Raw genomic sequence first — 21,593 nt, forward strand, 5'->3', positions numbered from 1 at the left:
ATGCCTGTTACCCTGCGCTGAGCACACGCACGCCTCTCAGTGAATCATGGCGCTCGACCCGTCGCTCAGAGCGACGTCGACAATGGATCGCTTACTGTCATTTCATCCAGCATGTTCTTGAGCGTTCTACTCTCTCCGGGAAGAGTGAGGCTTCTTAAAGCTGCTCGCGCTTCGGCCTTCATAGGCTTCAGCGGGTCTGTGCGTCGACGCCGAGTTACCGGGGAGATTTCGAGAACATCAGACGGGGACGCCAGCGCCACCCTTGTATGTACGAGTCTAAGGTTCGGAATCGTGCGGGTCGACGATGCCCGCTTAGCGCGCAGTCGTCCGGAGGGAATGCCGGTAACATCCGTCCCGGCTACGAGTCTCATCATCACCATAATCATGCTCCCAGTCGCAAAGTGTCGTGTGCCTGCAGGTAGTGGACAGGCGTGCGAAACCAGTCGCCTCGAGTCTCAAGACAATGGTCTTGGAGTTGCAGTTAGGCGACTGCGCACAAACGCGGGTTGGCTGCTCGGATTGGCAGGCCCACGGTAACGACACGGAACTCCAGAAAGGAGCCAGGACAATAGCCTGCCGGACTTTGGGTGCGTACCGGCAGTTGAGAGCTAATGGTGCGCGAGCAGTATCATCTCTGTGCCCATGCCCCGTCAAGGGCTTCAGAGACCGCGGCATGCGCACCAAGCGGCTCTGATACACGCCGGAACACTAGGGCGCGACACGTCTTAGACTTTCTGTTCACCGACACGCGGAGACCGACTATGCCACTCCCCTCCAAACTCGCAGACACCTCTCAGGCACATCTGGACCAACTTATTCAGGAGCAGACGCAGGAAGGTGCACACATCGACTTCAAGCGCGAGTTGCCGGCGGCATGGAACGACGCAGCGAAGCACGAGTTGTACGCAGATGCCTCCGCCTTCGCGAACGCTGGCGGCGGAGACCTCATTTATGGCATTGACGAAGATGCACAAGGCCAGGCTGCTGCGCTGGTCCCGCAGCAAGTCAATCCAGATGACATTGCGCTTAGGATGCAGGACTTGCTCCTCAACGGCGTGGAGCCGCGCATGCCAGGGGTGCAAGTGCAGCCGGTGGCGCTCTCCGTAAATGGCGTTGACGGCTTCGCCATCATCATCCGAATCCCGCAGAGCTGGGCCGCACCGCATCGCGTGCGCTCAAATTTCAAGTTCTTCGTTCGCGAAGGTAACCGCAAGCGAGAACTAAATGTGCCAGAGATTCGCGGGATGTTCGTCCGCTCAGACGACCAAGAGCAGAAGGTCCGAGACTTCCGCACGGACCGACTGGGCAAACTGCTGGCGGGCGAGGCACCCGCCCGGCTCGCTGAAGGTTCAATCTGGATACTCCACTTGATTCCGACCCAAGCCGTACTCGGGACAGGCAGTATCGACCCCCTTCCATATCTGGATTTTACGAGGCAGGTTCCCGCCATCGGGGCCATGGCGACGAACTCGCGAATCAACCTTGACGGTGCACTCGGCCTCCGAAACGAGGTGAATGGTGTGGTCCACGGCTACACGCAGCTTTTCAGGAACGGTTTCATAGAAGGGGTGTACGTACTCCAAGGCGCGCCACACGGCGGTCGCGTGCTGCCGGGCACCGTGTACGAAGACCAAGCGGCACAATTTCTTGTTCGTGCGCGGGCCGAACTCGCGCACGCCGGCTTTCAGCCGGAAGTCACAGCGATGATGTCACTACTAGGCGCGGACCACATCTCGCTGGGCTTCGACCGGTTTAGATGGGACGCAAATGCAGACCAAGGTCGCTTTGACCGCCGGGTAGTCGTTTTACCCGATGTCCTGATACCCGCGGATGCACCGGCGCACGAAGGACTGAAACCGATGTTTGACTTGGTGTGGCAGGCAGCTGGCATGCCCCGTTCCATCAATTTTGATGTGAATGGCCAGTGGGCGCCTCCGCGGCAGTAGTGGCAAACCAAGTGACCTACGAATGAGTCGAGTGCGATGCGCCAAACGCCTAGCAAACCTTCTGATGCAAAGGTTCCTTCGGAAGCGACTTTCCTGCTTCGCGCGCCGGTCAAAAAGGGGATTCGTTTCGATGCTACATTGGTTCGTCGCCACTACCCGACAGGAGCCTTATGACCAGTTCGAATCCTGAAGCTGCCGATAGCGCGGAGACACCTTCCGCCGCCCTGAGCCGTCGCTGGAAGATAGAAGCCCACGACCAGGATGGCACCAGCCGCGCCGACGACGTAGAGGCATTCATTCAGCGTACCGGGCTGGATACCATCGCCCCGGGGCGTTTCAGTGCGCTGCTGCTCCTGAACCTGTTCGCAGCATCAATGGCCGGCGTCATGGAGCCGTCGTGCGTCGTCCGTGAAATCAAAGCGCTGGAAGGCGGCAAGAATAGCGGCTTCAAGCCGGGGCGCCCGCTGAATCACCTGCCGCTCAAGGGACTGTGGCACAAGCATTACCAGGTCATGTCCCTGCCGTCGCTCGCAAAGAACATCAAACGCGGCATGGACATTCATGGGATGCCGCTGTTTGAACAACGCATGAAGGAAGCGCAAGCCGCTGGAGAAGTTCGTTACGTACAAGTGGAAGACGTAGCGGCGCTGGCGTCAGACGTCGTGCATGGGAACTACATGCGCCTGCATGATGAAAACCGGTTGGCCGGTGAATGGCTGATATATGCGAGGCACGAAGACCAGAACTACTACCTCACCATCTGTACTCACGACAAGGCCACCCATGCCACTGTCAGACAGCAGATTGAAGACGTGTGCGGTATGGAATTCCCGTTCGTGAAGGACCTGCTCGCCGCTGTGTAGCGCCCTCGACCAGACGTGTGGCTCGGGCGGTCTGTTGGACAATGCGTTACAGGCCATACCATCTTCGTCGTGCAACGCGGTCGGCCAGCTGGAGTCTGCCTGCGCTCTGGCCGCGCGGCCCCGGCCCCTGCTGAACCCATGGTACAAGTTGTGGTGCGAACGACTGGTACAAATCGACTTGCGCGGCACCGCGTAAGTCATTGATAATTAATCAAGTTAAAACCATGGCGTCGAATCTCACCGCCTCCGCCAGAACAGAATAAAAAGCCCCGTATAGTCAATGCACTACGTTGCGTTCGTCTTTTTCGACCACGAAACGACCCACGTCTTGATCGGCGGCATCCCGGCAGCCCCCTCAGCCGAATCCCCCCAATCGTTGCGCTCACACTTGCCCGATCGAGGCAAACTGCCGCGCATGTCTCAACGGCGGAAGAAACGCATGCGCGGACACTCGGCCGCTGCCAAGCCGGTCAGCACAAATACCTAGGTAAAAACCCTGATAATGCGGTAAAATTCCGTCTGTTGATGGGAAAAATCACCATGCCGCACCAATATCAACTGCTCGAAAAGCTCGCGTTTTCGCTCGTCGTCCTGTTCGCCGTGATGTGCTCCAGCTATATCGCTTGGGAAAGCTCGCCCAATCTGCGCGAGAACTTCCAGGTCGGCAAGGAGCTGTTCCTGAAGAGCGGCGAGTACTCGTACGCTTGCGCAACCACGGCCTCGGATCCCTGCGCGCAGTTCCCCGTCGAATAAGCCCTTCGCCATTCCGCGCATGGCGTAACGTGCGCGGGACACTGCTGATTGCATCCCGCAGCGTATCGACTAAGCTCGAATGAGGCTTCGCTTCCGAGCTTGTTCGACATGCTCATCTGCGCTCCGTCGTCTTACGGTTCGTCCGCACCTCGCGCGCCCCTGGCCACGCGCTTCGGCCTGGCTTTGCTGCTCGGCCTCCTCGGGTGCCTCGGCGCCTGCACGATCACGCCGCCGCCAAAGCCGCTCCTCGTTATTCCGCCCGCTGCGATCAACAGCACCACACTCGACGAATACCGCACCGTAGTAGCGAGGCGCATCGTCGAGCGCAATCCGGCCTACATCTTGCGCGGCCCGCCGCAGGCCATGTTGCGCTCGCTGGTGGTCGTCTCGTTCACGGTCGATCGCAACGGTCAGATCGTGAAGTCCGCGGTCTATCGCACCAACGGCGACGACGACGCCGAAACCACCGCGCTCTCGACGCTGCGCCGGGCGGCGCCGCTGCCCCCGCCGCCCGGCCGCCTGCTTGATTCCGTGGGTCAGGTCGAGATGTTCGAGGACTGGCTCTTCAATGACAACGGCAAGTTCCAGTTGCGCACGCTCGCCTCGCCGCAAGCGCAGAACTTCCAGTAACCGGCGCGCGCCACGCTCGCCTTGTTGCACAACACGCACGATCGTTATAATTTTTCGCTATCCCTCGCCGGCGCCCGCCGGCCATGCCTTTCGCCACGCGCCATCCGCGCCGACGCGCCGGGCTTGACCGCCCTTCAGTCGTCTTGCGCCTATCGGCGCGCGCCAGGGCCGGTCCGGAATTCGCGCGCACAGCCGGCGCTGTGCAATGCATACTGCCGAAGCGTCGCCGGCTGACGGACGCAGCCGTTGCGTCCAGCACCAACCTCGCGCCCCGTCACGCTTCGAGCCTGAACAAAGACGTCCGCGCCGCCCTGGCAAAAACCCCAGGCACCCGCGCGCGTCACAACAACTGGAGACCCTTGCATGTCCACCTCGCCCATTTCGCCCGCGCACGCCGATCAGGCAGACGCAGCGAAGCAGCAAAGCACCGCGCGCGTGATCTTCGCGAGCTTCATCGGCACCGCGATCGAGTTCTACGACTTCTATGTGTACGCAACGGCCGCCGCGCTCGTGATCGGCCCTGTGTTCTTCCCGCATGGCTCGGCCACGGCGCAAGCGCTCTCCGCGTTCGTCACGTTCGGCATCGCCTTCGTCGCGCGGCCGATCGGCTCGTTCCTGTTCGGCCACTTCGGCGACCGTATCGGTCGCAAATCGACGCTGGTGGCGTCGCTGCTCGTCATGGGCCTCTCCACCACGCTGATCGGCTTCGTGCCCGGCTATGACGCGATCGGCAGTCTCGCGCCGGTCCTGCTGTGCGTCCTGCGCTTTGGCCAGGGCATCGGTCTCGGTGGCGAATGGGGCGGCGCGGCGCTGCTCGCGACCGAGTACGCACCGCAAGGCAAGCGCGGCTGGTTCGGCATGTTCCCGCAGCTCGGGCCGTCGGTTGGCTTCCTGGCCTCGAACGGCCTCTTTTTCGGCCTCGCCTCGACGCTCTCCGACCAGCAGTTCCGCGACTGGGGCTGGCGCGTGCCGTTCATCGTCTCGGCGGTACTCGTCGCGCTCGGCCTTTACGTGCGTCTGAAGATCGCCGAAACACCTGCCTTCAAGACCGCCGTCGAACGCGAGGAGCGCGTGCGCGTGCCGGTCGCGACGCTGCTCGCAAAGCACTGGGTGCCGACGCTGCTCGGCGCGCTCGCGATGGTCGTGTGCTACACGCTTTTCTACAACGCAACCGTGTTCTCGCTCTCGCACGGCGTGACGGCGCTGCACATTCCGCGTCCGACCTTCCTCGGCATGCTGTGCATCGCCGTGGTGTTCATGGGCATCGCCACGCCAATCTCGGCCTCGCTCTCCGATCGCTTCGGCCGCAAGCCCGTGCTGATCGTCGGCTGCATCCTGGCGATCCTCTCGGGCTTCACGATGGAGCCGCTGCTCGGCAGCGGTGCGACGCCGCTCGTGCTGCTCTTCCTTGTCATCCAGCTATTCCTGATGGGCGCCACCTTCGCGCCGATGGGCGCGCTGTTGCCCGAGCTTTTCCCGACGAGCGTGCGCTATACGGGCGCCGGCGTGGCGTACAACCTGGGCGGCATTCTCGGCGCTTCGGTCGCGCCGTATATCGCGCAGGTGCTGGCCGCGCGCGGCGGCCTCTCGTGGGTCGGCGCCTATGTCTCGATCGCAGCCGCCGTGAGCCTGTTCGGTGTCCTGTGCATGCGCGAGACGCGCCATACGTCGCTCACGTAACGCCTCCGCGCATCAACGCAAAAGCGGCGTCCGCCGGCCGGACTCCGCTTTTTTTGTCCACTTTGGGTACGCGCGATGCGTATCTATACTCGGTTCAGCTGGCGCGGAGAAATTTCCCGGAGGAGCCGACGATGAACCTCCATCTGAGCAACGCCGACATTGTGCTGATCGTCGCCCTCGCCTTGGGCATCTCGCTCCTGTTTGCGTTTCGCCTGCGCACCGCGAGCTGGCGCGCGGTCGTGCTCGAAGCGCTGGCGGCAAACGCCGCGGCGATTGCCGCAGTCGTCGCGATCGAAATGCTGCTTGCCTGACGGCCGCCGCGCCATGGCCATCTCCTCGCGCCGCGGTCAGCGATAGTAATAGCCGTGATGGTAGCCGCCGCCGTAATAGCCGCCGGCCGGCACCACGACGCAGCCGCCCAGCGAAGCCGCGAGCAAAACGCCGGCGATGAGGGTAAGCGTCAATCGTTTCACAGTGTTCTCCCTTCAGGTCAATGTCCGTGTCCGGCCATTCGATGCGGGCTGGACGGTTTCGATTGAACACGAGGGCGAACGTGTGAGGCGTTGCAATTTGTAAGCAGCGATGTGGCCCGTGTAACAGCATTCGCGCCAATCGCTTTCGCATGCGCGGTTCGATGCGCGCATGCAATACAAGCGCGACACTTTTAACAAGCTCGTAATGGGAAACCGCAGGGAAACCGCGGCGCAAACCGCGGGAAAGCGCGCGCGGGGAACGCCAGAAATCAGGCGGCGAAGATAAGCGGTGGCTGCGCGCCGGCGCCGCCGTCGCGCGCGGGATAGATGCGATCGACGGCGTCGATCGCCACCTGCACGGGCGGCACGTGATGGCCGTCGCCGATCGAGATCGAGCGATTAGGCGCGCGTACGCCACTGTGCTCCGCATCCGTCGAAACGAAGATCATCACCGTCGGCTTGAGCAGCGCATGGCTCAGATGCACGAACCCCGTGTCGGTGCCGACCACGAGCGCGCAATCCTCGATGCGCTGCGCGACCTGCGAAACCGTCAGACGCGGCAGCACCGTGGCGCCGGGCACCAGCGCCGCGATCTCGCGCGCCGTCGCGTGCTCGGCATCGGAGCCCCACGGCAGTTCGATGCGCAGCCCGCGCGCAATCAGCGCCTTGCCGAGCTCGCCCCAATGCGCGACTGGCCACTTCTTCTCGTCTTTCGAAGTTGCGTGAAATAGGAGCGCCGTGGGCGCGTCGGGCGCCGGCAGCGCGGTGCCGTCGCGCGGAATGCGCATCTGGAATTCGGGCGGCGTGTCGACCGTATAGCCGAGCGCCTCGCCTGCGCTGATGCGCATGCCGTGCCACGCATCGCAGCGGGGACGCGGGCCGAAGCGCCCGTTGTACGCGAAGGCCGCGCCGCGCTCGCCGAGATCCTGCGAGCGATAGCCGAAACGGCGGCGCCCGCGCGCGAGAAACGCGATGATCGCACTCTTGTACACACCGTGAATATCGACGATGGCGTCATAACGCTCCGCGCGCAGTTCCGCGATCGACGCCCAGATCGCCTTGAAGTCGCTCCATCGGCGCGCCTTCTTGAAGCGGCGCAGCGGCGCGCAGAGCACGCGGTCGACGCCCGCGTTCCAGCGCACGATGTCGGCGAAGGCTTCGTCCGCGGCCCAGTCGACCTTGACGCCAGGAAAGGCGCGTTGCACGTCGGCAACGACAGGAAGCGCTTCGACGATGTCGCCAAGCGAAGTCACTTTGACAATCAAAACTCGTTTCATTGTGCTGAGGACCGCGGGGCCCGATGTTCCAGTCTGCAGGATGTCCGGAGATTTTAGCGGACGAAGCTTGCGGCAACCTGCGAAAGCGACAGCCGCGCACGCAGCCCATCTGTCCCTTTGCCTCGCATCTTCACCTGCGATCGGAAGCGCTCGCCCAAACGTATGCCGGGCTCGACGAACAGGGGCAACGACTGGTAGATCACGACCGGCGCGGGCCTCACGTACAGCGTTGCGCTGACATCGGCGGGGCAAGCCGCGAAGGGTGAAGCGAAACGGGAAATGTCGGCAGGCAAGGCACGCGCAGCGCGGCGGCTGCGCGCGCTGAATCTCAAGCCTGCGGAATCTCGATCTTGACCTCGAGCACTTCGAGATCGTCCTGACGTTCGAGGCTCACGCGAATGTCTTCGTCGGAGATCTTCACGTACTTGGAGATCACCGCGACCAGTTCGCGTTGCAGGGCCGGCAGATAGTCGGCGGGCGGATGGCCGCCTGCGCGCTCGTGAGCAATGATGAGCTGCAGGCGTTCCTTCGCTACCGAGGCGGACTTCTTCTTCTCGCCGAGAAAAAACGAAAGAAACGACATGACGTGCGCCTCCCTTACTTGCTACCGAAGAGGCGCTGCAAGAGGCCCGGCTTCTGGTAATCGGTGAAGCGAAGCGACTTGTCCTCGCCGAGAAAGCGTGCCACGACGTCCTTGTACGACTCGGCGACGTCGGTGCCGTCCAGATGCACGGCCGGCAAGCCCTGGTTCGATGCGTGCAGCACCGCTTCCGACTCGGGAATCACGCCGATCAGTTCGATGCGCAGAATCTCCTGAATGTCGCTGAGCGAGAGCATCTCGCCTTCGCTCACGCGCTTCGGGTTGTAGCGCGTGATGAGCAGGTGCTCCTTGATCGGGTCCTTGCCTTCGATCGCGCGCTTCGTCTTCGACGAGAGAATGCCGAGAATGCGGTCCGAGTCGCGCACCGACGACACTTCCGGGTTCGTCACGATGAGCGCTTCGTCGGCGAAGTGCATCGCGAGCAGCGCGCCCGACTCGATGCCCGCCGGCGAATCGCAGACGATGTACTCGAAGTCCATCTTGCGCAGGTCCTCGATCACCTTCTCCACGCCTTCCTTCGTGAGCGCGTCTTTGTCACGCGTTTGCGAAGCGGGCAGGATGAACAGGTTCTCGCACTTCTTGTCCTTGATGAGCGCCTGATTGAGGTTCGCCTCTCCCTGGATCACGTTGATCAGGTCGTACACGACGCGGCGCTCGCAACCCATGATGAGATCGAGATTGCGCAGGCCCACGTCGAAGTCGATGACCGCGGTCTTGTGGCCGCGCAACGCGAGGCCCGATGCGAAACTCGCGCTCGTGGTCGTTTTGCCGACGCCACCCTTGCCCGAAGTCACCACAATGATTTTTGCCATTCCCTTACCTTGCGTTCGTCAGTTTCCCAGTTTGGTCTCATCGCGTGCCGCTCATCCGCGCGCCAGTCTGTGCAGATGCTCGAGCTGCGACTCAGGTGAGCCTCAACGGTTCGATCAGCAGCTTTTCTTCGTCGAGCCGGATCTGCACCGGCTTGCCCTGCACGTCCGCCGCCAGCGGGACTTCGGTCGTACGGTAGATGCCCGCGATCGAAATCAGTTCCGCCTCGAGACACGTGCAGAAAATGCGTGCGTCGTGGTTGCCGTGCACGCCGGCGAGCGCGCGGCCGCGCAGCGGCGCGTAAATGTGGATGTTGCCTTCGGCGATCACTTCGGCGCCGTTGGAAACGAGGCCGAGCACGACCACGTCGCCTTTCGCGTAGATGCGCTGGCCCGAGCGCAGCGGACGGTCGATCACGAGCGTGGGCTCGGCGCGCGCGCCGGGTGCGCCTGCGTCGAGCGTCGCGCTCGCCATTGCGGCGCTTTCGGCGGTGGAATCCGCGTCGGTGGAAAAGAGTTCGGGCTGCGCGGCGCTGGGTGCCGCGGCAAGATCGGTGGCAGATGCCGTGACAGCCGCGTTCGACGCCTCGCTCGCGCTTGCCGCTTCTTCGGCGGGCGGCTTCGCGCTCGCGCCGCGGCGATCGCGCGCCTCGAGAAACGGCAGGCCGGCCGCCGCGGCCCAGCCGTGTTGCTCGGCGTGCGCAACCACGCCCACGGGGCGCATGCGCACGCTTTCGAGCAGACGCGCGATGTCGCCGAGCGGGACCTGCTCGCCGTCGGCGAGACGCCGCACGTCGATCGCGACGGTGTCGTTCGCGAAGAATTCGGGCGTCGCCTCGAAGCGCCGCGTGAGCTCGGCGCGCATGGCGTCGAGCTCGGTAGTCTTGACCACGAACAGAAGCGTATCGACTGAACCGCTCTTCAGTTCAAAAAATGGCGATTTCCTGGGCGACATGGCGTTCGGCTAAAAATTTTGCGTATTTTACAGGCGCGCACGGACGCGGCCATTATTTTTAATGGGGCCTTCGACCAAATTCGCGATCAGCTACGCGCAAACAAAACTGGCACAAAAAAGCGCGCGAAGACGAGGTGCGCTGCGCGGGCGCAAACGATACCGTCGATGCCGCCGGGTATGCCGTATCGAGGAAAAGGACGCGCGAGCGCCGCCGCACGCGCAGCAGCGCGAATGACCGCCGTTACGGCAGGGAAGCGGATTGCGCGCGCTCGCCAATAGCGCGCATGAGCAGCGTTTCCCACTGCTCGGGCTGTTGCTGGCTGCGCGCGTGATCTCCGGTAGCCACGAAGCCGAGGCGCTCGTAGAAACGCATGGCCGTGGTATTGGTGTCGGTCACCCAGGCGTAGACCTGGGCGGCGCCTTCGCTCACGAGCCAGTCGAGGGCGCTGTTCAGCAGCAGCTCGCCGCCGCGCAGATGACGCACCGCGGGCGCGACCCACAGCGCCGAGACGAACGCGCGGCGCGCCGGCGCGCTCTCGAAACTCGCGCCGATCAGGCCGGCGGGATGGCCCTCGGTGTAAAGAATGAACGACGTGCCCGTGTGCGAAACCGCATGCCGGGCCGCCGCGGCGTCGAAGACGGCTGCATCGGCTGACAGCGCGTCTTCGAGCGTATCGCCGAAAGCATAAGGCGCGTCGCGCAGCGAAGCGGTTCGAAGTTCGCGGAGCACGGCACCCTGATCGGCGGCGATTCGGCGAACGGTCAGTGACGGACTCATGCAGTCGTAAACCCCAATAAAGCGCTAACGCGTAGCTTTAACCGAACTGGCTTGAGAGTCAAATCCTTATTTGACAATTGCCGGCGCACGACGCCGCGCGCGCAAGCCTTGACAGACGGCCGCACAGGCCGCACAGCCGCGCTCACGGGGCCTCGTAGGCACCTGTGCCGTCCGGCCAGGGCGTGAGCAGTTCGTAGCCGTCGTCGGTGACCGCGACCATGTGTTCCCACTGCGCCGAGAGCGAGCGGTCCCTGGTGACGACCGTCCAGCCGTCGCGCTGCACCGTCGTGCCGGCGCGGCCCGCGTTGACCATCGGCTCGATCGTGAAGACCATGCCCGGCTTCAGGCGAATGCCCTGCCCCGGCTGGCCGTAGTGCAGCACCTGCGGCTCCTCGTGGTACACCTTGCCGATGCCGTGACCGCAATACTCGCGCACGATCGAGAAGCCGTCCGCCTGCGCGCGCTTCTGGATGGCGCTGCCGACGTCGCCGAGCGTCGCGCCCGGCTTCACCTGGCGGATGCCCGCGAGCATCGCCTCGTAGGTCGTGTCGATCAGTTGACGCCCCACGGTGCTCGGCGTGCCGACGCAGTACATGCGGCTCGTGTCCCCGAAATAGCCGTCCTTGATGACGGCCACGTCGATGTTGATGATGTCGCCGTCCTTGAGCACCTCGTTGCGGTTCGGAATGCCGTGGCAGACCACCGAGTTGACCGAAGTGCAGATCGTCTTCGGAAAGCCGAGGTAGCCGACGTTGGCCGGCACGGCCTTGAGCGTGTTGACGATGTAGTCGTTGCAGATGGCGTCGAGCTCGTCGGTGGAGACGCCGGGCTTCACATGCTCGCCGATCATCGCGAGCACGTCGGCGGCGAGCCGGCCCGAAACGCGCAGGCGGGCGAGATCGTCGGCAGACTTGTAGGTGATAGGCATCAATAGACCGAAGTGGGCGCGGCGGCGCGCAAGGCGCTTCGCCGCAAATTCAAAGGAGCGATTGTAACGGCCGCGCAGCGTCGGTAGCGCGCGAACCGTGTACGGCCCGCGCACAGCCGGGCGCCGAATTCTCGAATATTCCCGATTGTTCGAGCGCAGACCGCCGTCACGAATGAGAAATATCTTACATCGCGAGGCAGGTCGCATGGCTGGAACGGCTTTCTGAAACGACTGGCGGTCACGGCGGCGACACGGTGCGCGAAGTCGTGTTTGCGGCCGGAAAGCCGCGCTTCGGCGACAGGTAGCCGATGCCCGCAAAGATTGCCGGCTCGCCGATAACGGCCATGTCGCGGCTTCCGGACGCGTGCGCGGACCGCCCGCGTCACCCGCCGTGCCCACCGGCCGATGGCGCGACCAGATCGAGGATCGAGCCGTCGCGCTTGAGCGTCGACAGCACGACGCTCGAATTGATCGACATGACGCCGCTCGCGCGGTGCAGCTTGTGCATCACGAAATCCGAGTAATGGTCGAGGTCGCGCGTGCGCACGACCAGCACGTAATTGGACGCGCCGGTAACAACCTGTGCGGACACCACCTCCGGCCACTCCCGGATCGCCTCGACGAACTTTTCGTGCCACTCGGGCACTTCGGGCCGCATCGATACATAGACCAGCGCTTCGAATGCGACGCCGACGTTCTTCGGCGAAATCGCGCAGCGATAGCCGTCGATCACGCCGCGCGCCTCAAGCAGTTTCACGCGCCGCAGACAGGCGGACGGCGAAAGCGCGACCGCGTTCGCGAGATCCTGGTTGCTGATGCGTCCGTCCTGCTCGAGCTGCCGCAGGATCCGCATGTCGGTCCGGTCGAGGGTCATGTCGAAGATCTCGTGTTTTTTTGTCGAAATATTCGCAGACTCTACTGCAATTCTTCGCATTTGTCTGTGAAATATGAATCCCATTCTATTTCGTCCTCGATAACATGCGGCCAACCGATGGCTGGACGAGCCGGCGACGCAACCGCGGCGAACCGGCCTTCCGGGCCGAGCGCCGTGTCCACCCTCTGCCTTTCGACGTTTGCGCGCACGAGTGCAAGGCGACCGGGCGGAGACAACTTCAGATTTGCCACGATTACCGGATTCGAAGAGGGCTCACCATGCATTCAGAAGGGCAATTCCAGCAGATCGCGGCGCGCGAGCAGGGGCTGCATCGCACGCTGTCCGCGCGGCAGATGGCGATGATCGCGATTGGCGGCGCGATCGGCACCGGGCTATTTCTCGGCTCCGGGTTCGCGATCGGCTTCGCGGGGCCGAGCGTGCTCGTGAGCTACGCAATTGGCGCGTTCATCTCGCTGCTCCTCGTGGGCTGTCTCGCCGAGATGACGGTCGCACATCCGACGTCGGGCTCGTTCGGCGCGTATGCCGAGTATTACGTGAGCCCGTGGGCGGGCTTTCTCGTGCGCTACGCGTACTGGGCCTGCATCGTGCTGGCGGTTGGCGCCGAGGTCACCGCGACCGCGCTGTACATGAAGTACTGGTTTCCGGCGGTGCCGGGCTGGATCTGGATCGTCGGCTTTTCGTCGCTGCTCGTGCTCGTCAACGCGCGCAGCGTCGACGTGTTCGGCTCGGTCGAATACGGCTTCTCGGTCGTGAAGATTGCCGCGATCATCGGTTTCATCGCGCTCGGCGCGTACGTCGTGTTCGTGAATCCCGAACTCGTCGGCGGCGACGCGAACGGCAGAGCGGGCCTCCATCACTATTTATCGCACGGCGGCTTCCTTCCGAAGGGCGTGTGGGGGATGTGGGCCGCGGTGATCGTGTCGATCTTCAGCTACCTGGGCATCGAGATGATCGCGGTCGCGGCCGGCGAAGCAGAGGACCCGCAGCGCGCGGTCACGCGCGCGTTCCGCTCGACTATCGTGCGGCTCGCGCTGTTCTATCTGGCCACGCTCGCGCTGATGCTCGCCATCGTGCCATGGACCAATGCGGCGCGCGATGAAAGCCCGTTCGTGAAAGTGATGGAGGCGATTCATCTGCGCGCCGCGGCGGGTGTGATCAACTTCGTCGTGCTGATCGCCGCACTGTCCGCGATGAACAGCCAGCTCTACATCACGACGCGGATGCTGTTCAGCCTGTCGCGCGCCGGCCATGCGCCGCGCGTGCTGGGCGAAGTGAACGCGCGTGGGATTCCGCTTGGGGCGCTGCTGCTCTCGACGCTCGGCATCGCACTCGCAACCGTGCTGAGCGTGCTGTATCCGGATGCGTCGTTCACGATCATGATGTCGGTGTCGATGTTTGGCGCGCTCTTCACGTGGATGATGATCTTCGTGACGCATTACTTCTTCCGGCGTCGCTGGACTGCGAGCGGTCGGCCGGCGCCCGCGTTCCGCATGCGCGGCTTCCCGGTGCTGACGCTGCTCGGCGCAGCGCTGATGCTCGCGGTGATGGCGACGACGTTGTTCATACCCGAGTTCCATATGACGCTGATCTTCGGCGTGCCGTTCCTGATAGCGCTGAGCGTCGTGTACGCGGTGAGGTATCGGCGACCGCAGCCCGTGATGCAGGCGGACGCGTAGCGGCGGGAGGCGGCGCGTAGCCGGTGTGATTGCGTGCGATGTGGCGGACAGTTTTCGCCCGCCGCTCTTATGGTTTGCCGGTTTTGCCGGCGACATCGTTTCTGCGATGTTGGCCTGGTGGTTGGCCTGGTGGTTGGCCTGGTGGTTGGCCTGGTGGTTGGCCTGATGGTTCGCGTGACTGCGGCACCTTCGAACGGGCCGGAAAAAGCAAAAACCCCTGCAGCGGTTAAGCATGCAGGGGATTTTAAAATCTGGCGGAGAGGGTGACCTCCAAATTGAAGTGCGAGCTAGTGCGCGTCAGTTCACGAATCACCAATATATCAGTCACTTACACCATCCTCCAGTGCACATCGATCTATATTAGACCATCCCCATCCGAGACTTTTTGATGGGCAGACTGATAGGCCGAATGGCGCTCACCGACAAACAGGCAAAAGCACTCCAATCGGGCGACAAGCCGGTTTTCGACGGCAAGGTAACGGGGCTACTGCTGACGCCCGACAAAACGGGCAGCAAGTGGACCTTGCAATTCAGCAGCCCTGTAACGGGCAAGCGCCGGGACGCGAGCCTCGGCGCCTATCCCGAAGTCACGATTGCGGACGCACGCGAGAAGGCGCTCGCCATACGCCGCCAGCTTGACGCGGGCAAAGACCCCATTTACGAACGCAACCTTGAACAGCAAGCCGCCAGCATTGCCGCCGCCGCGCTCACCTTCGAGAAGGCGGCGCGCACGGTCCACGAAGAACTCAAACCCGGCTGGAAAAACGAGAAGCACGCCGCGCAGTGGATCGGCACACTGGAGACTTATGTGTTCCCGAAGATTGGCAGCAAGCCGCTCGATATACTCACGCCCGCCGGCTGCGCAGACGTGCTGCGTCCTGTCTGGCTGGAGAAAGCCGAGACCGCCAGCCGCACCCGTCAGCGGATGCACGCCGTCATGCAATGGGCGTGGGCGCACGGCCATAACGCGGCCAACCCGTTAGCGTGGTCGATCACCTGCTGCCGAAACAGAATGCGAAGAAAGAGCATCAGCCCGCCATGCCGTGGCGCGACATTCCGGTGTTCGTGAAAGCCCACCTCAACGAGTTAGCCCCCGGCGATTCCACCCGCGCCGCGATGTTATTCGCGACCATGACGGGCGCGAGAAGCGGCGAAGTGCGCGGCGCGACGTGGGGCAAGTTCGACCTCGACGCCGGTATCTGGACGATTCCCGGCGAGCGCATAAAAGCGAAGGAACCGCACCGCGTCCCGCTGGCGGCCCCTGTCATTGCCATACTCAAGACGCTCAAAGAACAGAGGCGGCACGAGTCCCTGGTGTTTCCCTCCCTCCGTGGGAAGGTGCTATCGGACATGGCCCTGACGGCGATGTTGCGCCGGGTTAAGGCAAAGAGCGACACGCCGGAGCGAGTCGCAACACTGCATGGCTTTCGAAGTTCGCTTCACGATTGGTGTAGCGAAAGCGGCTACGCCCGCGACCTAGCCGAACGTGCGCTCGCGCATACCATCGCGAACAGGACGGAAGCGGCTTATCACAGATCCGATCTGTTGGAACAGCGCCGCCCGATGATGGAAACGTGGGCGCAGCACGTCCAACCGTTGTAATTGTTGTGGTCGCACCAATAGAAAGCCCCGCCGAAGCGGGGCCTCCGAAGTGCCAGGCACTACACACGCGCATCTAAGAAATAAAGCACGACAGCTAACACCGTGAGCCCAATCGTGTAATACGTCCACCGCTTTACGGTCCACTTGCACCACGCGTAGGCGTTCACTGCTGCGAACAAAATTGCAGGTCCCAAAAAATATCCGAAAAGAAACGGGCCGACCCACCACGGGGTCGCGCATTTTCCGAGTTCATGGCATCCCGTAGCAACTTTATGCGGATCGCGAAACCAGTCGAAGCGGCTTAGCACGAGCATACAAGCCCATGTTAGCCAAAATCCATAAACGAGCCCGGCTACGCTAACTGCGCATCGTTTCACTTGATTTCCCAAAAGAGAATTGACTTTGAGCCTCGAAGATCCGACCAACTTGCATCAGAGACGAATGTCGCGCCTTGCCTGAACGAATTCATACCAAGTCCTCTCCCAATTGTTGCTAGTGCATCGAAGCCACCGCTTATCGTTAGCCGTGATCCGTTCTACAGGTCGATATGACCGCCCGTTGCATTCGCCGCACCTTCGCCTTCACGGGCCCAGTAACGCGAAAATTGGATAATACCGGTTCGCCCCTTGACCCTGGATTCCCATTCCGGCCCAGTAATATCTTCGGCTTTCGGTAGTCCGGCAAACGGTTGCAATCTCAACCATTCTCCCAACTCATCCGCGCGCGTCGCCGTAGGCAATCCGTCGAGCACGATACGCCCTATGCTCTTCTGACCGGAAAGCGGCTTAATTAGCTTTTCCGAAAACGACTTCATTTGTATGCCAACTCGATGAAATGTGACGCTCATTCGAATCGCACACTGATCCTTGTATGCCGGGTTGTCATATGGATCGCCCGATGGATAGTTGGACCACAATTCCTGAAACGTTACGGCATTTAGTGGCACCTCTTTTACTGATCCCGGCGTAGAGTTTGTCTTAACGACCGTCTTTTTGTTCGGCATTATTTCCAATCCTCATGCGCCAGGGCTTCCTCGCCCCAATGGATTGTGTAGGTGTCGGCGTTGTCGGTGTGAATGCGTGGTAGCACGCCCGAAGCGCCCAAGCGTCCCGACTCAATGCGGCCGTCAGCGGTTTCTATGTAATACGGGTAACTGTCGGATGCACCGCGACCTGTAGCCTTCACCTGTTCGTCAAACGGGCCGACTAAAACTGAAGCGACGCCGCCTACTGTGCGGCTCGATGCAACGGTGCCGAGCCCCTGAGTGTCATCTTCGCACCACGATTCGCCGGAAAGTTTCGCGACGATTCGTGGTGGGGCTGGACACTTGCACAGCACAATGTCGCCGTCGAGCGCTACCTCGCCCATCTCGAAATTAAGGCGGCTCGGCCCGCCAGCCTTGGCGATTACACCAGTACTCTTGCATTGTGCACAGAACGCTTGACCACCAATACGGGCGGACTGATGCCCGGCGTCACCCCAGGTAAGCACTGGGCCACGATACGGAAGGACTTCGCCACCTCGTTCCAGTGTGTCTCCGACAACGGCGATTCTTCGCATCATGGATTTGTCCCCTCTGACGAGGTGGACACATAGGCCGGATCGAATAGGCCGTGGATTGGCTTGTCTGGACGTGGCTCAAGCCGCAGGCGGTTCTGTAGCGTCTCCGTGATCGTGTCGCCGTTGCTCAGATGGCTGCCAACGAGCGCGTATGGCTTACCACCCCACATCGCGGCAAACCCGGCACCGTCAGTAATAACCGACTCGGTCCCGTCCTCGTAGTGACGGTATCGCCGACACAGGCCAGCCTGTGGCCCTGTACGTCAACCTTCGTTGCTACCCGGCTTACGCGTCCACCGCGCGCCGTACGCGAGCCAAGGGTTGCGAACAGATACATCGTTTCTTGCTTTTGATTCTCCGACATTGCCGTTTTTCCATCCTGAGTGAACGTCGCAGGCAACACTTCGCGCGAGCGCGCCTCCTGCGCCCTTGGGTTCGCGTAATCCAGGCGGTTATACAGTCCAATCGTTCACAAAGCTGGTGCGATTCGATATCAGAGAAATTCGAAAGTGGGGGAGTCAGAAATGTAAGAGAGCCACCCGGTGGGCGGCTCCTCGGTTGGTGGTACGACGCGCGACCGGCGAAGTTACGCCGCTACGGCTCAACGCCAGTTCGTTGCATCAAGGAAGCGCGCGCATCTCTAAGTGCTCCTTCGAATAATCCGAAAATCGCAACCTATGTGAACAATTCCTGGCGGGCGAACTCTGCCGCGACTTCCTCAAGACTCAACAGGCCAGCCAGCGCGCGGATTTGATCAAGGCGGACGGGCCTCGTCGAGTGCAGACTCGGGAAGTATTAGGAACCGTATTTGCTCGGGATGAGTGGGGATGTGGCGCATTACGCGACCTCCTTTGTCGGCTTCAATCACCCAACGCCCCGACGCCAATCGGGGTGGCCGGGCACAAGGCATTTCGCGTTGAAGTATTCGACGTTGCCCAGCAAGTCACCGTGGCCCGTCTACTGCGCGGCTCAAGGTCTCGGCGTAACGCCTGGGCGTCCAGCCTTCGGCGCGCGCCTGTTCGTCCACCATTGCGAACAGTTCGGCACGCAGTCGCCGCACATTGTCCGCCGCAAGATATGGCCCCCTCGACAGATATGCGCCGCCGTCCGGGTCGATCAGCGCCCCGGCGCAATCGTCGGCAAGATCACTGGCTGGCGGATCGTTTTTCAGAATGGGGGCATCCTGGCACCCGCCAAAACCGCCTAAACCTCCTTCAGCGGGTTTTGGCAGTTTTGGCGGGTCGTGGGGTAGGCCCTTTTCTGATTTCATGCCCTTCAGCAGTTCCAGTAGCGGTTCATTTCGTCGCCTCCGGATTGAGCATGTAACGCGGCTCGCGCGGTCGCCCGCCTCGTGCGCTGTTGTCCGCCTCCAACTCGACCAGATAGCCGTGTTCCACCAGAATGGGGACAGCTTCGGCGGCATATTCGCGGTCCACCAGCATCGACCATTCGTTGCGGTACACCTGTTTGAGCGCGAATGCGCCTTCGGGCAGCCTGCCGTCCGTCAGCTTCTTCAGCAGCGCCCGCGCGCGGTCCATTGGTGTGACGATGCCCGTGCCGTAGGCGCGGCGCGCGTGCGTCGCCAGGTACTCGCTCCACGCGAGCGCCCGAGCCATCGACTCGACGCCCACCGCGCCGCGCCCACCATCCGCCAGGTGGCAGACCAGCTCAAGCGACGGCACCAGCTTCTGGTACCTCGCGACGTGCGCCTCCAGCGCCGGATGCAGATCGCCTGCCACGCAGCATCGCTTCCCACTGCGCGCGCCACTCGCGGGCCATCGCAAGCGCTTCCCCGTCAAGCCGCAAAAACGGCGGCATGGCCGTGTCCATCTCGCCCGCATGATCGAGTACGGCTTCGGCGTTCCAGTCCGCCAGCGGGTCCGCGTGCGCCAGCCGTTCGAACACGGCGAAGGCCGCGCGCTTCTTCTCGCCATCCGGCCAGTCGTCCACGTCCTCCCACGCTGGCGGAACGTCCGGCCAGACCAGCAGCCCGAAACGCTGCATCAGCCCGTCATTGGCGGCGGCGTCCTGCGTGGCCTCGCGCAGATACTCACCAATGCGCCTGGCTGCGTGTTGCCCGCTATCGACACGCACACGGCCTCCGCGCGCAGATTGCAGCCCCGCCCGATGCGGTCCACCGCGTATAGGGATCGTTCCCGTTCCAGGCGGTCAGATAGAAGCCCCGCGCCGACTCCTGCCCCTCGCGGTCCAGGCTCTTGAGCAGGCTCACCAGTTCGTCGCGAAACATGCCCACGCCCTGTGGATTCTCGATGCAGATATCCATGAGCGCTTCGACCGTTGCATCGTTCACCAAGTAGCGGCGCAAGACAGGCGCATCCGGTTCCTCGATGTCGGTACGCGGCACATTGGCGTGCGGGTTCTTCTTCAGCGCGGCGCGCGGGTTCTTTTCAACGGCGTCCTGGCGTAGGTCGTACAGGTGCCTGGCTTCGGCGTAACCCTGCATGGCGAAGTCGAAATCCTTGTCCGCCTCGAGTTGCAAACGGTACATCGGCGCGAGCGCCGCGCGCATGGCGGGCGACTTCATCACGGAGGCACGGCCCACCACGCAGACCCACAGGTTGCCGTATTCGGTCCAGTCGTCGCACGCCTTGGGGGGATGCCCACGCGCCGCCCGATCACCATGCCGAGTGCGCCCATGATTGTGACGCCCACGAAGTCAGGCGGGCATTGCATATGGCTGACGATATCCTCCGCCCAAGGGCGCAGCGCACCCGGCAGCAGCATCATGTCGAAGGATTGGACCGCGGCAAGCTCGCCGTCCGGTAACGGCGTGATGGCGGGCCAGGCTGGCGGCGCGTCATTCGCTGCGTCACGCGCACGGCCGAACGACGCTTCACGCTGCGCCTGAACGTCACCATGCTCCGCGCGGCGCTGCGCGGCCTTCTCGATCCCGCGCCGCGAGAATGCACTGCGCGCCACAAGCACGCCCGCCTCGTCACCGGGGAACACAGGATCGACCTTGATATCCGGGGGAGGGGTTTTCATAGCAGCCCCCGGTCCGCGCGTTCGTAGAGTGCCGCGCAGCGACGCGCGCGCGTTTTCCTCGATCCATTCGCGATGCTCGGCCCACTGCTGCGCCGTCATGCGTGAGCGGCAGCGCGCCAGTTCGCAAGCGAGCAACGTATCGGCCGAGGCGCAAAGCTCCTCAGCCGTGCGGGCGCGGCGCGGATTGCCAGCCTCATTACGAAACGCCGCCAGGGCAGCGTCCAGATCGCGGTAAGGCGTGCCGGAAACGGGAGAGGACGGGTTCATACACCCTCCGCTTCGGTGCGAGCGGATTCGCGCGCGGCGAGCCACGCCTCAATGTCGGCCTCGCGCCAGCCGACCGACTGGACGCCCAGGCGAACGGGAGCCGGGAACGTGCCTTCCCGAATCTACTTATAAACCGTACTTTTTTGATGCCCACGGCGGCGAGCACGCCCGGAAAGCGGATAACTTTCGTAGCCATTTTTCATCCCTGAAAAACGGCCAGTTCCAGACGACGCCGCATGGCTGAACAGCCTGTATGCGTACAAGGCTATCAGTTGGGCCGCCTGGTATAAGGTGCAGGTGCTCGCCAACTTGAAATTTTCGGTACGGGCTGGCTTCTCTGGGAGCTGGCACACCTGCCAATCGCCGGGCAGACCACTCTATTGCGTTCTGTCCGCCCCCTTTACCCCGTCAATCCAACAGCATGCGGTATTGCCCCGCACACGAGCCACCACGGTTTGTTATCGTGCAACCCCGTCTAGCTGCTGCGAGAACTATGGGACTAAAAGGAAGCAACCCCAGCGCCTGTCTGACTTTCCGATACGTTTTGCAACGTGCGCTCTCTCGCCGAAGCCGCCGCCCCTGCCCCGGGGGAACTTCACTCGCGCCCAATGATGGCTGCCTGATGGGCCAGAAAAAACAAAAAGCCCGTAAGTCTTTGAACTTACGGGCTTTTTGCCTCTGAATCTGGCGGAGAGGGTGGGATTCGAACCCACGGTACGGGGAAACCGTACGCCTGATTTCGAGTCAGGTACATTCGACCACTCTGCCACCTCTCCGGATACCGCGTTGTTACTGCATCTCCGGTCTTGGTCGGCGACCAGAGAAGCGAAGATTATAGAACATGTTTTGAATTATGCAAGCCTTCGCGTGAAAAAAGTTTTAGGACAAGGAATT

Annotated in this window: 25 protein-coding genes, 1 tRNA gene and 1 pseudogene; 9 read left to right on the forward strand and 18 right to left on the reverse strand. The window is 62.5% G+C overall.

The window, feature by feature from the left end:
* Positions 1-761: 761 nt before the first annotated feature.
* The 6 genes from BLU17_RS07365 (at position 762) to BLU17_RS07390 (ending at position 6,183) form a co-directional block, all read left to right on the forward strand.
* Complete coding sequence (locus BLU17_RS07365) at positions 762-1,946, forward strand: AlbA family DNA-binding domain-containing protein (RefSeq protein WP_176928956.1); 1,185 nt, start codon at positions 762-764, stop codon at positions 1,944-1,946.
* Between the two features lie 170 nt (positions 1,947-2,116).
* The gene (locus BLU17_RS07370; protein WP_218136996.1) at positions 2,117-2,809 is read left to right on the forward strand and encodes a hypothetical protein; all 693 of its coding nucleotides are present in this window, start codon (positions 2,117-2,119) and stop codon (positions 2,807-2,809) included.
* Positions 2,810-3,349: 540 nt separating this feature from the next.
* Positions 3,350-3,562, forward strand: coding sequence for a hypothetical protein (locus BLU17_RS07375; RefSeq protein ID WP_091996318.1), 213 nt, complete (start codon positions 3,350-3,352; stop codon positions 3,560-3,562).
* Positions 3,563-3,670: 108 nt separating this feature from the next.
* Positions 3,671-4,192 (forward strand): TonB family protein, encoded by a 522-nt coding sequence (locus BLU17_RS07380; protein ID WP_091996319.1) that lies wholly within the window; start codon positions 3,671-3,673, stop codon positions 4,190-4,192.
* 363 nt (positions 4,193-4,555) lie between these two features.
* Entirely contained in the window at positions 4,556-5,872 is a 1,317-nt protein-coding gene (locus tag BLU17_RS07385) for an MFS transporter (protein ID WP_091996084.1), read from the forward strand.
* 131 nt (positions 5,873-6,003) lie between these two features.
* Entirely contained in the window at positions 6,004-6,183 is a 180-nt protein-coding gene (locus tag BLU17_RS07390) for a hypothetical protein (RefSeq protein WP_091996085.1), read from the forward strand.
* A gap of 36 nt (positions 6,184-6,219) precedes the next feature.
* Here the strand turns inward: BLU17_RS07390 and BLU17_RS34195 are convergent, their stop codons facing one another.
* The 9 genes from BLU17_RS34195 to BLU17_RS07430 form a co-directional block, all read right to left on the reverse strand.
* Positions 6,220-6,345, reverse strand: a complete 126-nt coding sequence (locus BLU17_RS34195; protein WP_281247804.1) for a hypothetical protein — start codon at positions 6,343-6,345, stop codon at positions 6,220-6,222.
* A gap of 269 nt (positions 6,346-6,614) precedes the next feature.
* Positions 6,615-7,622 carry a lipopolysaccharide heptosyltransferase I gene (waaC, locus tag BLU17_RS07395; RefSeq protein WP_091996086.1) on the reverse strand — a complete coding sequence of 336 codons (1,008 nt, stop codon included), beginning with the start codon at positions 7,620-7,622 and terminating at the stop codon, positions 6,615-6,617.
* A gap of 53 nt (positions 7,623-7,675) precedes the next feature.
* Positions 7,676-7,954, reverse strand: coding sequence for a hypothetical protein (locus BLU17_RS07400; protein WP_091996087.1), 279 nt, complete (start codon positions 7,952-7,954; stop codon positions 7,676-7,678).
* Complete coding sequence (gene minE / locus BLU17_RS07405; RefSeq protein WP_027795398.1) at positions 7,951-8,205, reverse strand: cell division topological specificity factor MinE; 255 nt, start codon at positions 8,203-8,205, stop codon at positions 7,951-7,953. The genes BLU17_RS07400 and minE overlap by 4 nt, the downstream gene beginning before the upstream one ends.
* 14 nt (positions 8,206-8,219) lie before the next feature.
* On the reverse strand, positions 8,220-9,035 hold the full coding sequence (gene minD / locus BLU17_RS07410; protein ID WP_091996088.1) for a septum site-determining protein MinD: 816 nt from the start codon (positions 9,033-9,035) through the stop codon (positions 8,220-8,222).
* A gap of 91 nt (positions 9,036-9,126) precedes the next feature.
* Positions 9,127-9,987, reverse strand: a complete 861-nt coding sequence (gene minC, locus BLU17_RS07415) for a septum site-determining protein MinC (RefSeq protein WP_091996089.1) — start codon at positions 9,985-9,987, stop codon at positions 9,127-9,129.
* Between the two features lie 241 nt (positions 9,988-10,228).
* Positions 10,229-10,765 (reverse strand): GNAT family N-acetyltransferase, encoded by a 537-nt coding sequence (locus tag BLU17_RS07420; protein WP_091996090.1) that lies wholly within the window; start codon positions 10,763-10,765, stop codon positions 10,229-10,231.
* A 142-nt stretch (positions 10,766-10,907) separates the two neighbouring features.
* Positions 10,908-11,693, reverse strand: a complete 786-nt coding sequence (gene map, locus BLU17_RS07425) for a type I methionyl aminopeptidase (protein WP_091996320.1) — start codon at positions 11,691-11,693, stop codon at positions 10,908-10,910.
* Between the two features lie 382 nt (positions 11,694-12,075).
* Entirely contained in the window at positions 12,076-12,567 is a 492-nt protein-coding gene (locus tag BLU17_RS07430) for an Lrp/AsnC family transcriptional regulator (RefSeq protein ID WP_091996091.1), read from the reverse strand.
* Between the two features lie 278 nt (positions 12,568-12,845).
* On the opposite strand from BLU17_RS07430, the gene BLU17_RS07435 reads away from it, so the two are divergent.
* From BLU17_RS07435 to BLU17_RS33675, 3 genes are all read left to right on the forward strand, one after another.
* Positions 12,846-14,264, forward strand: a complete 1,419-nt coding sequence (locus BLU17_RS07435; protein WP_091996092.1) for an amino acid permease — start codon at positions 12,846-12,848, stop codon at positions 14,262-14,264.
* Positions 14,265-14,673: 409 nt separating this feature from the next.
* Positions 14,674-15,333, forward strand: a complete 660-nt coding sequence (locus tag BLU17_RS33670) for a tyrosine-type recombinase/integrase (RefSeq protein ID WP_245746760.1) — start codon at positions 14,674-14,676, stop codon at positions 15,331-15,333.
* Positions 15,303-15,866 (forward strand): tyrosine-type recombinase/integrase, encoded by a 564-nt coding sequence (locus BLU17_RS33675; protein WP_245746761.1) that lies wholly within the window; start codon positions 15,303-15,305, stop codon positions 15,864-15,866. Before BLU17_RS33670 ends, BLU17_RS33675 begins: the two co-directional genes overlap by 31 nt.
* 373 nt (positions 15,867-16,239) lie before the next feature.
* Here the strand turns inward: BLU17_RS33675 and BLU17_RS07445 are convergent.
* From BLU17_RS07445 to BLU17_RS07480, 9 genes and pseudogenes are all read right to left on the reverse strand, one after another.
* A pseudogene (locus tag BLU17_RS07445) lies at positions 16,240-16,869 on the reverse strand (type VI secretion system amidase effector protein Tae4).
* Entirely contained in the window at positions 16,869-17,429 is a 561-nt protein-coding gene (locus BLU17_RS07450; RefSeq protein WP_091996093.1) for a PAAR domain-containing protein, read from the reverse strand. The pseudogene BLU17_RS07445 and the gene BLU17_RS07450 overlap by 1 nt, the downstream one beginning before the upstream one ends.
* Before the next feature lie 940 nt (positions 17,430-18,369).
* Positions 18,370-18,696 (reverse strand): hypothetical protein, encoded by a 327-nt coding sequence (locus BLU17_RS32230; RefSeq protein WP_143189188.1) that lies wholly within the window; start codon positions 18,694-18,696, stop codon positions 18,370-18,372.
* Between the two features lie 25 nt (positions 18,697-18,721).
* Positions 18,722-19,165 carry a DUF3987 domain-containing protein gene (locus BLU17_RS07455; protein ID WP_176928958.1) on the reverse strand — a complete coding sequence of 148 codons (444 nt, stop codon included), beginning with the start codon at positions 19,163-19,165 and terminating at the stop codon, positions 18,722-18,724.
* Positions 19,095-19,520 carry a DUF3987 domain-containing protein gene (locus BLU17_RS34200; protein ID WP_091996095.1) on the reverse strand — a complete coding sequence of 142 codons (426 nt, stop codon included), beginning with the start codon at positions 19,518-19,520 and terminating at the stop codon, positions 19,095-19,097. The genes BLU17_RS07455 and BLU17_RS34200 overlap by 71 nt, the downstream gene beginning before the upstream one ends.
* Positions 19,507-19,971: a DUF3987 domain-containing protein gene (locus BLU17_RS34205; protein WP_281247805.1), complete on the reverse strand. Its 465-nt coding sequence runs from the start codon at positions 19,969-19,971 to the stop codon at positions 19,507-19,509. The genes BLU17_RS34200 and BLU17_RS34205 overlap by 14 nt, the downstream gene beginning before the upstream one ends.
* A complete protein-coding gene (locus tag BLU17_RS07470; RefSeq protein ID WP_143189190.1) occupies positions 19,971-20,531 on the reverse strand; it encodes a DUF3987 domain-containing protein in 561 nt (186 codons plus the stop codon). Before BLU17_RS07470 ends, BLU17_RS34205 begins: the two co-directional genes overlap by 1 nt.
* A gap of 164 nt (positions 20,532-20,695) precedes the next feature.
* Positions 20,696-20,821: a helix-turn-helix transcriptional regulator gene (locus BLU17_RS33685; protein WP_342713815.1), complete on the reverse strand. Its 126-nt coding sequence runs from the start codon at positions 20,819-20,821 to the stop codon at positions 20,696-20,698.
* Positions 20,822-21,384: 563 nt separating this feature from the next.
* Positions 21,385-21,475 (reverse strand) — tRNA-Ser (locus BLU17_RS07480).
* Positions 21,476-21,593 lie beyond the last annotated feature (118 nt).

This window comes from Paraburkholderia lycopersici, assembly GCF_900096975.1.
Classification (GTDB): domain Bacteria; phylum Pseudomonadota; class Gammaproteobacteria; order Burkholderiales; family Burkholderiaceae; genus Paraburkholderia; species Paraburkholderia lycopersici.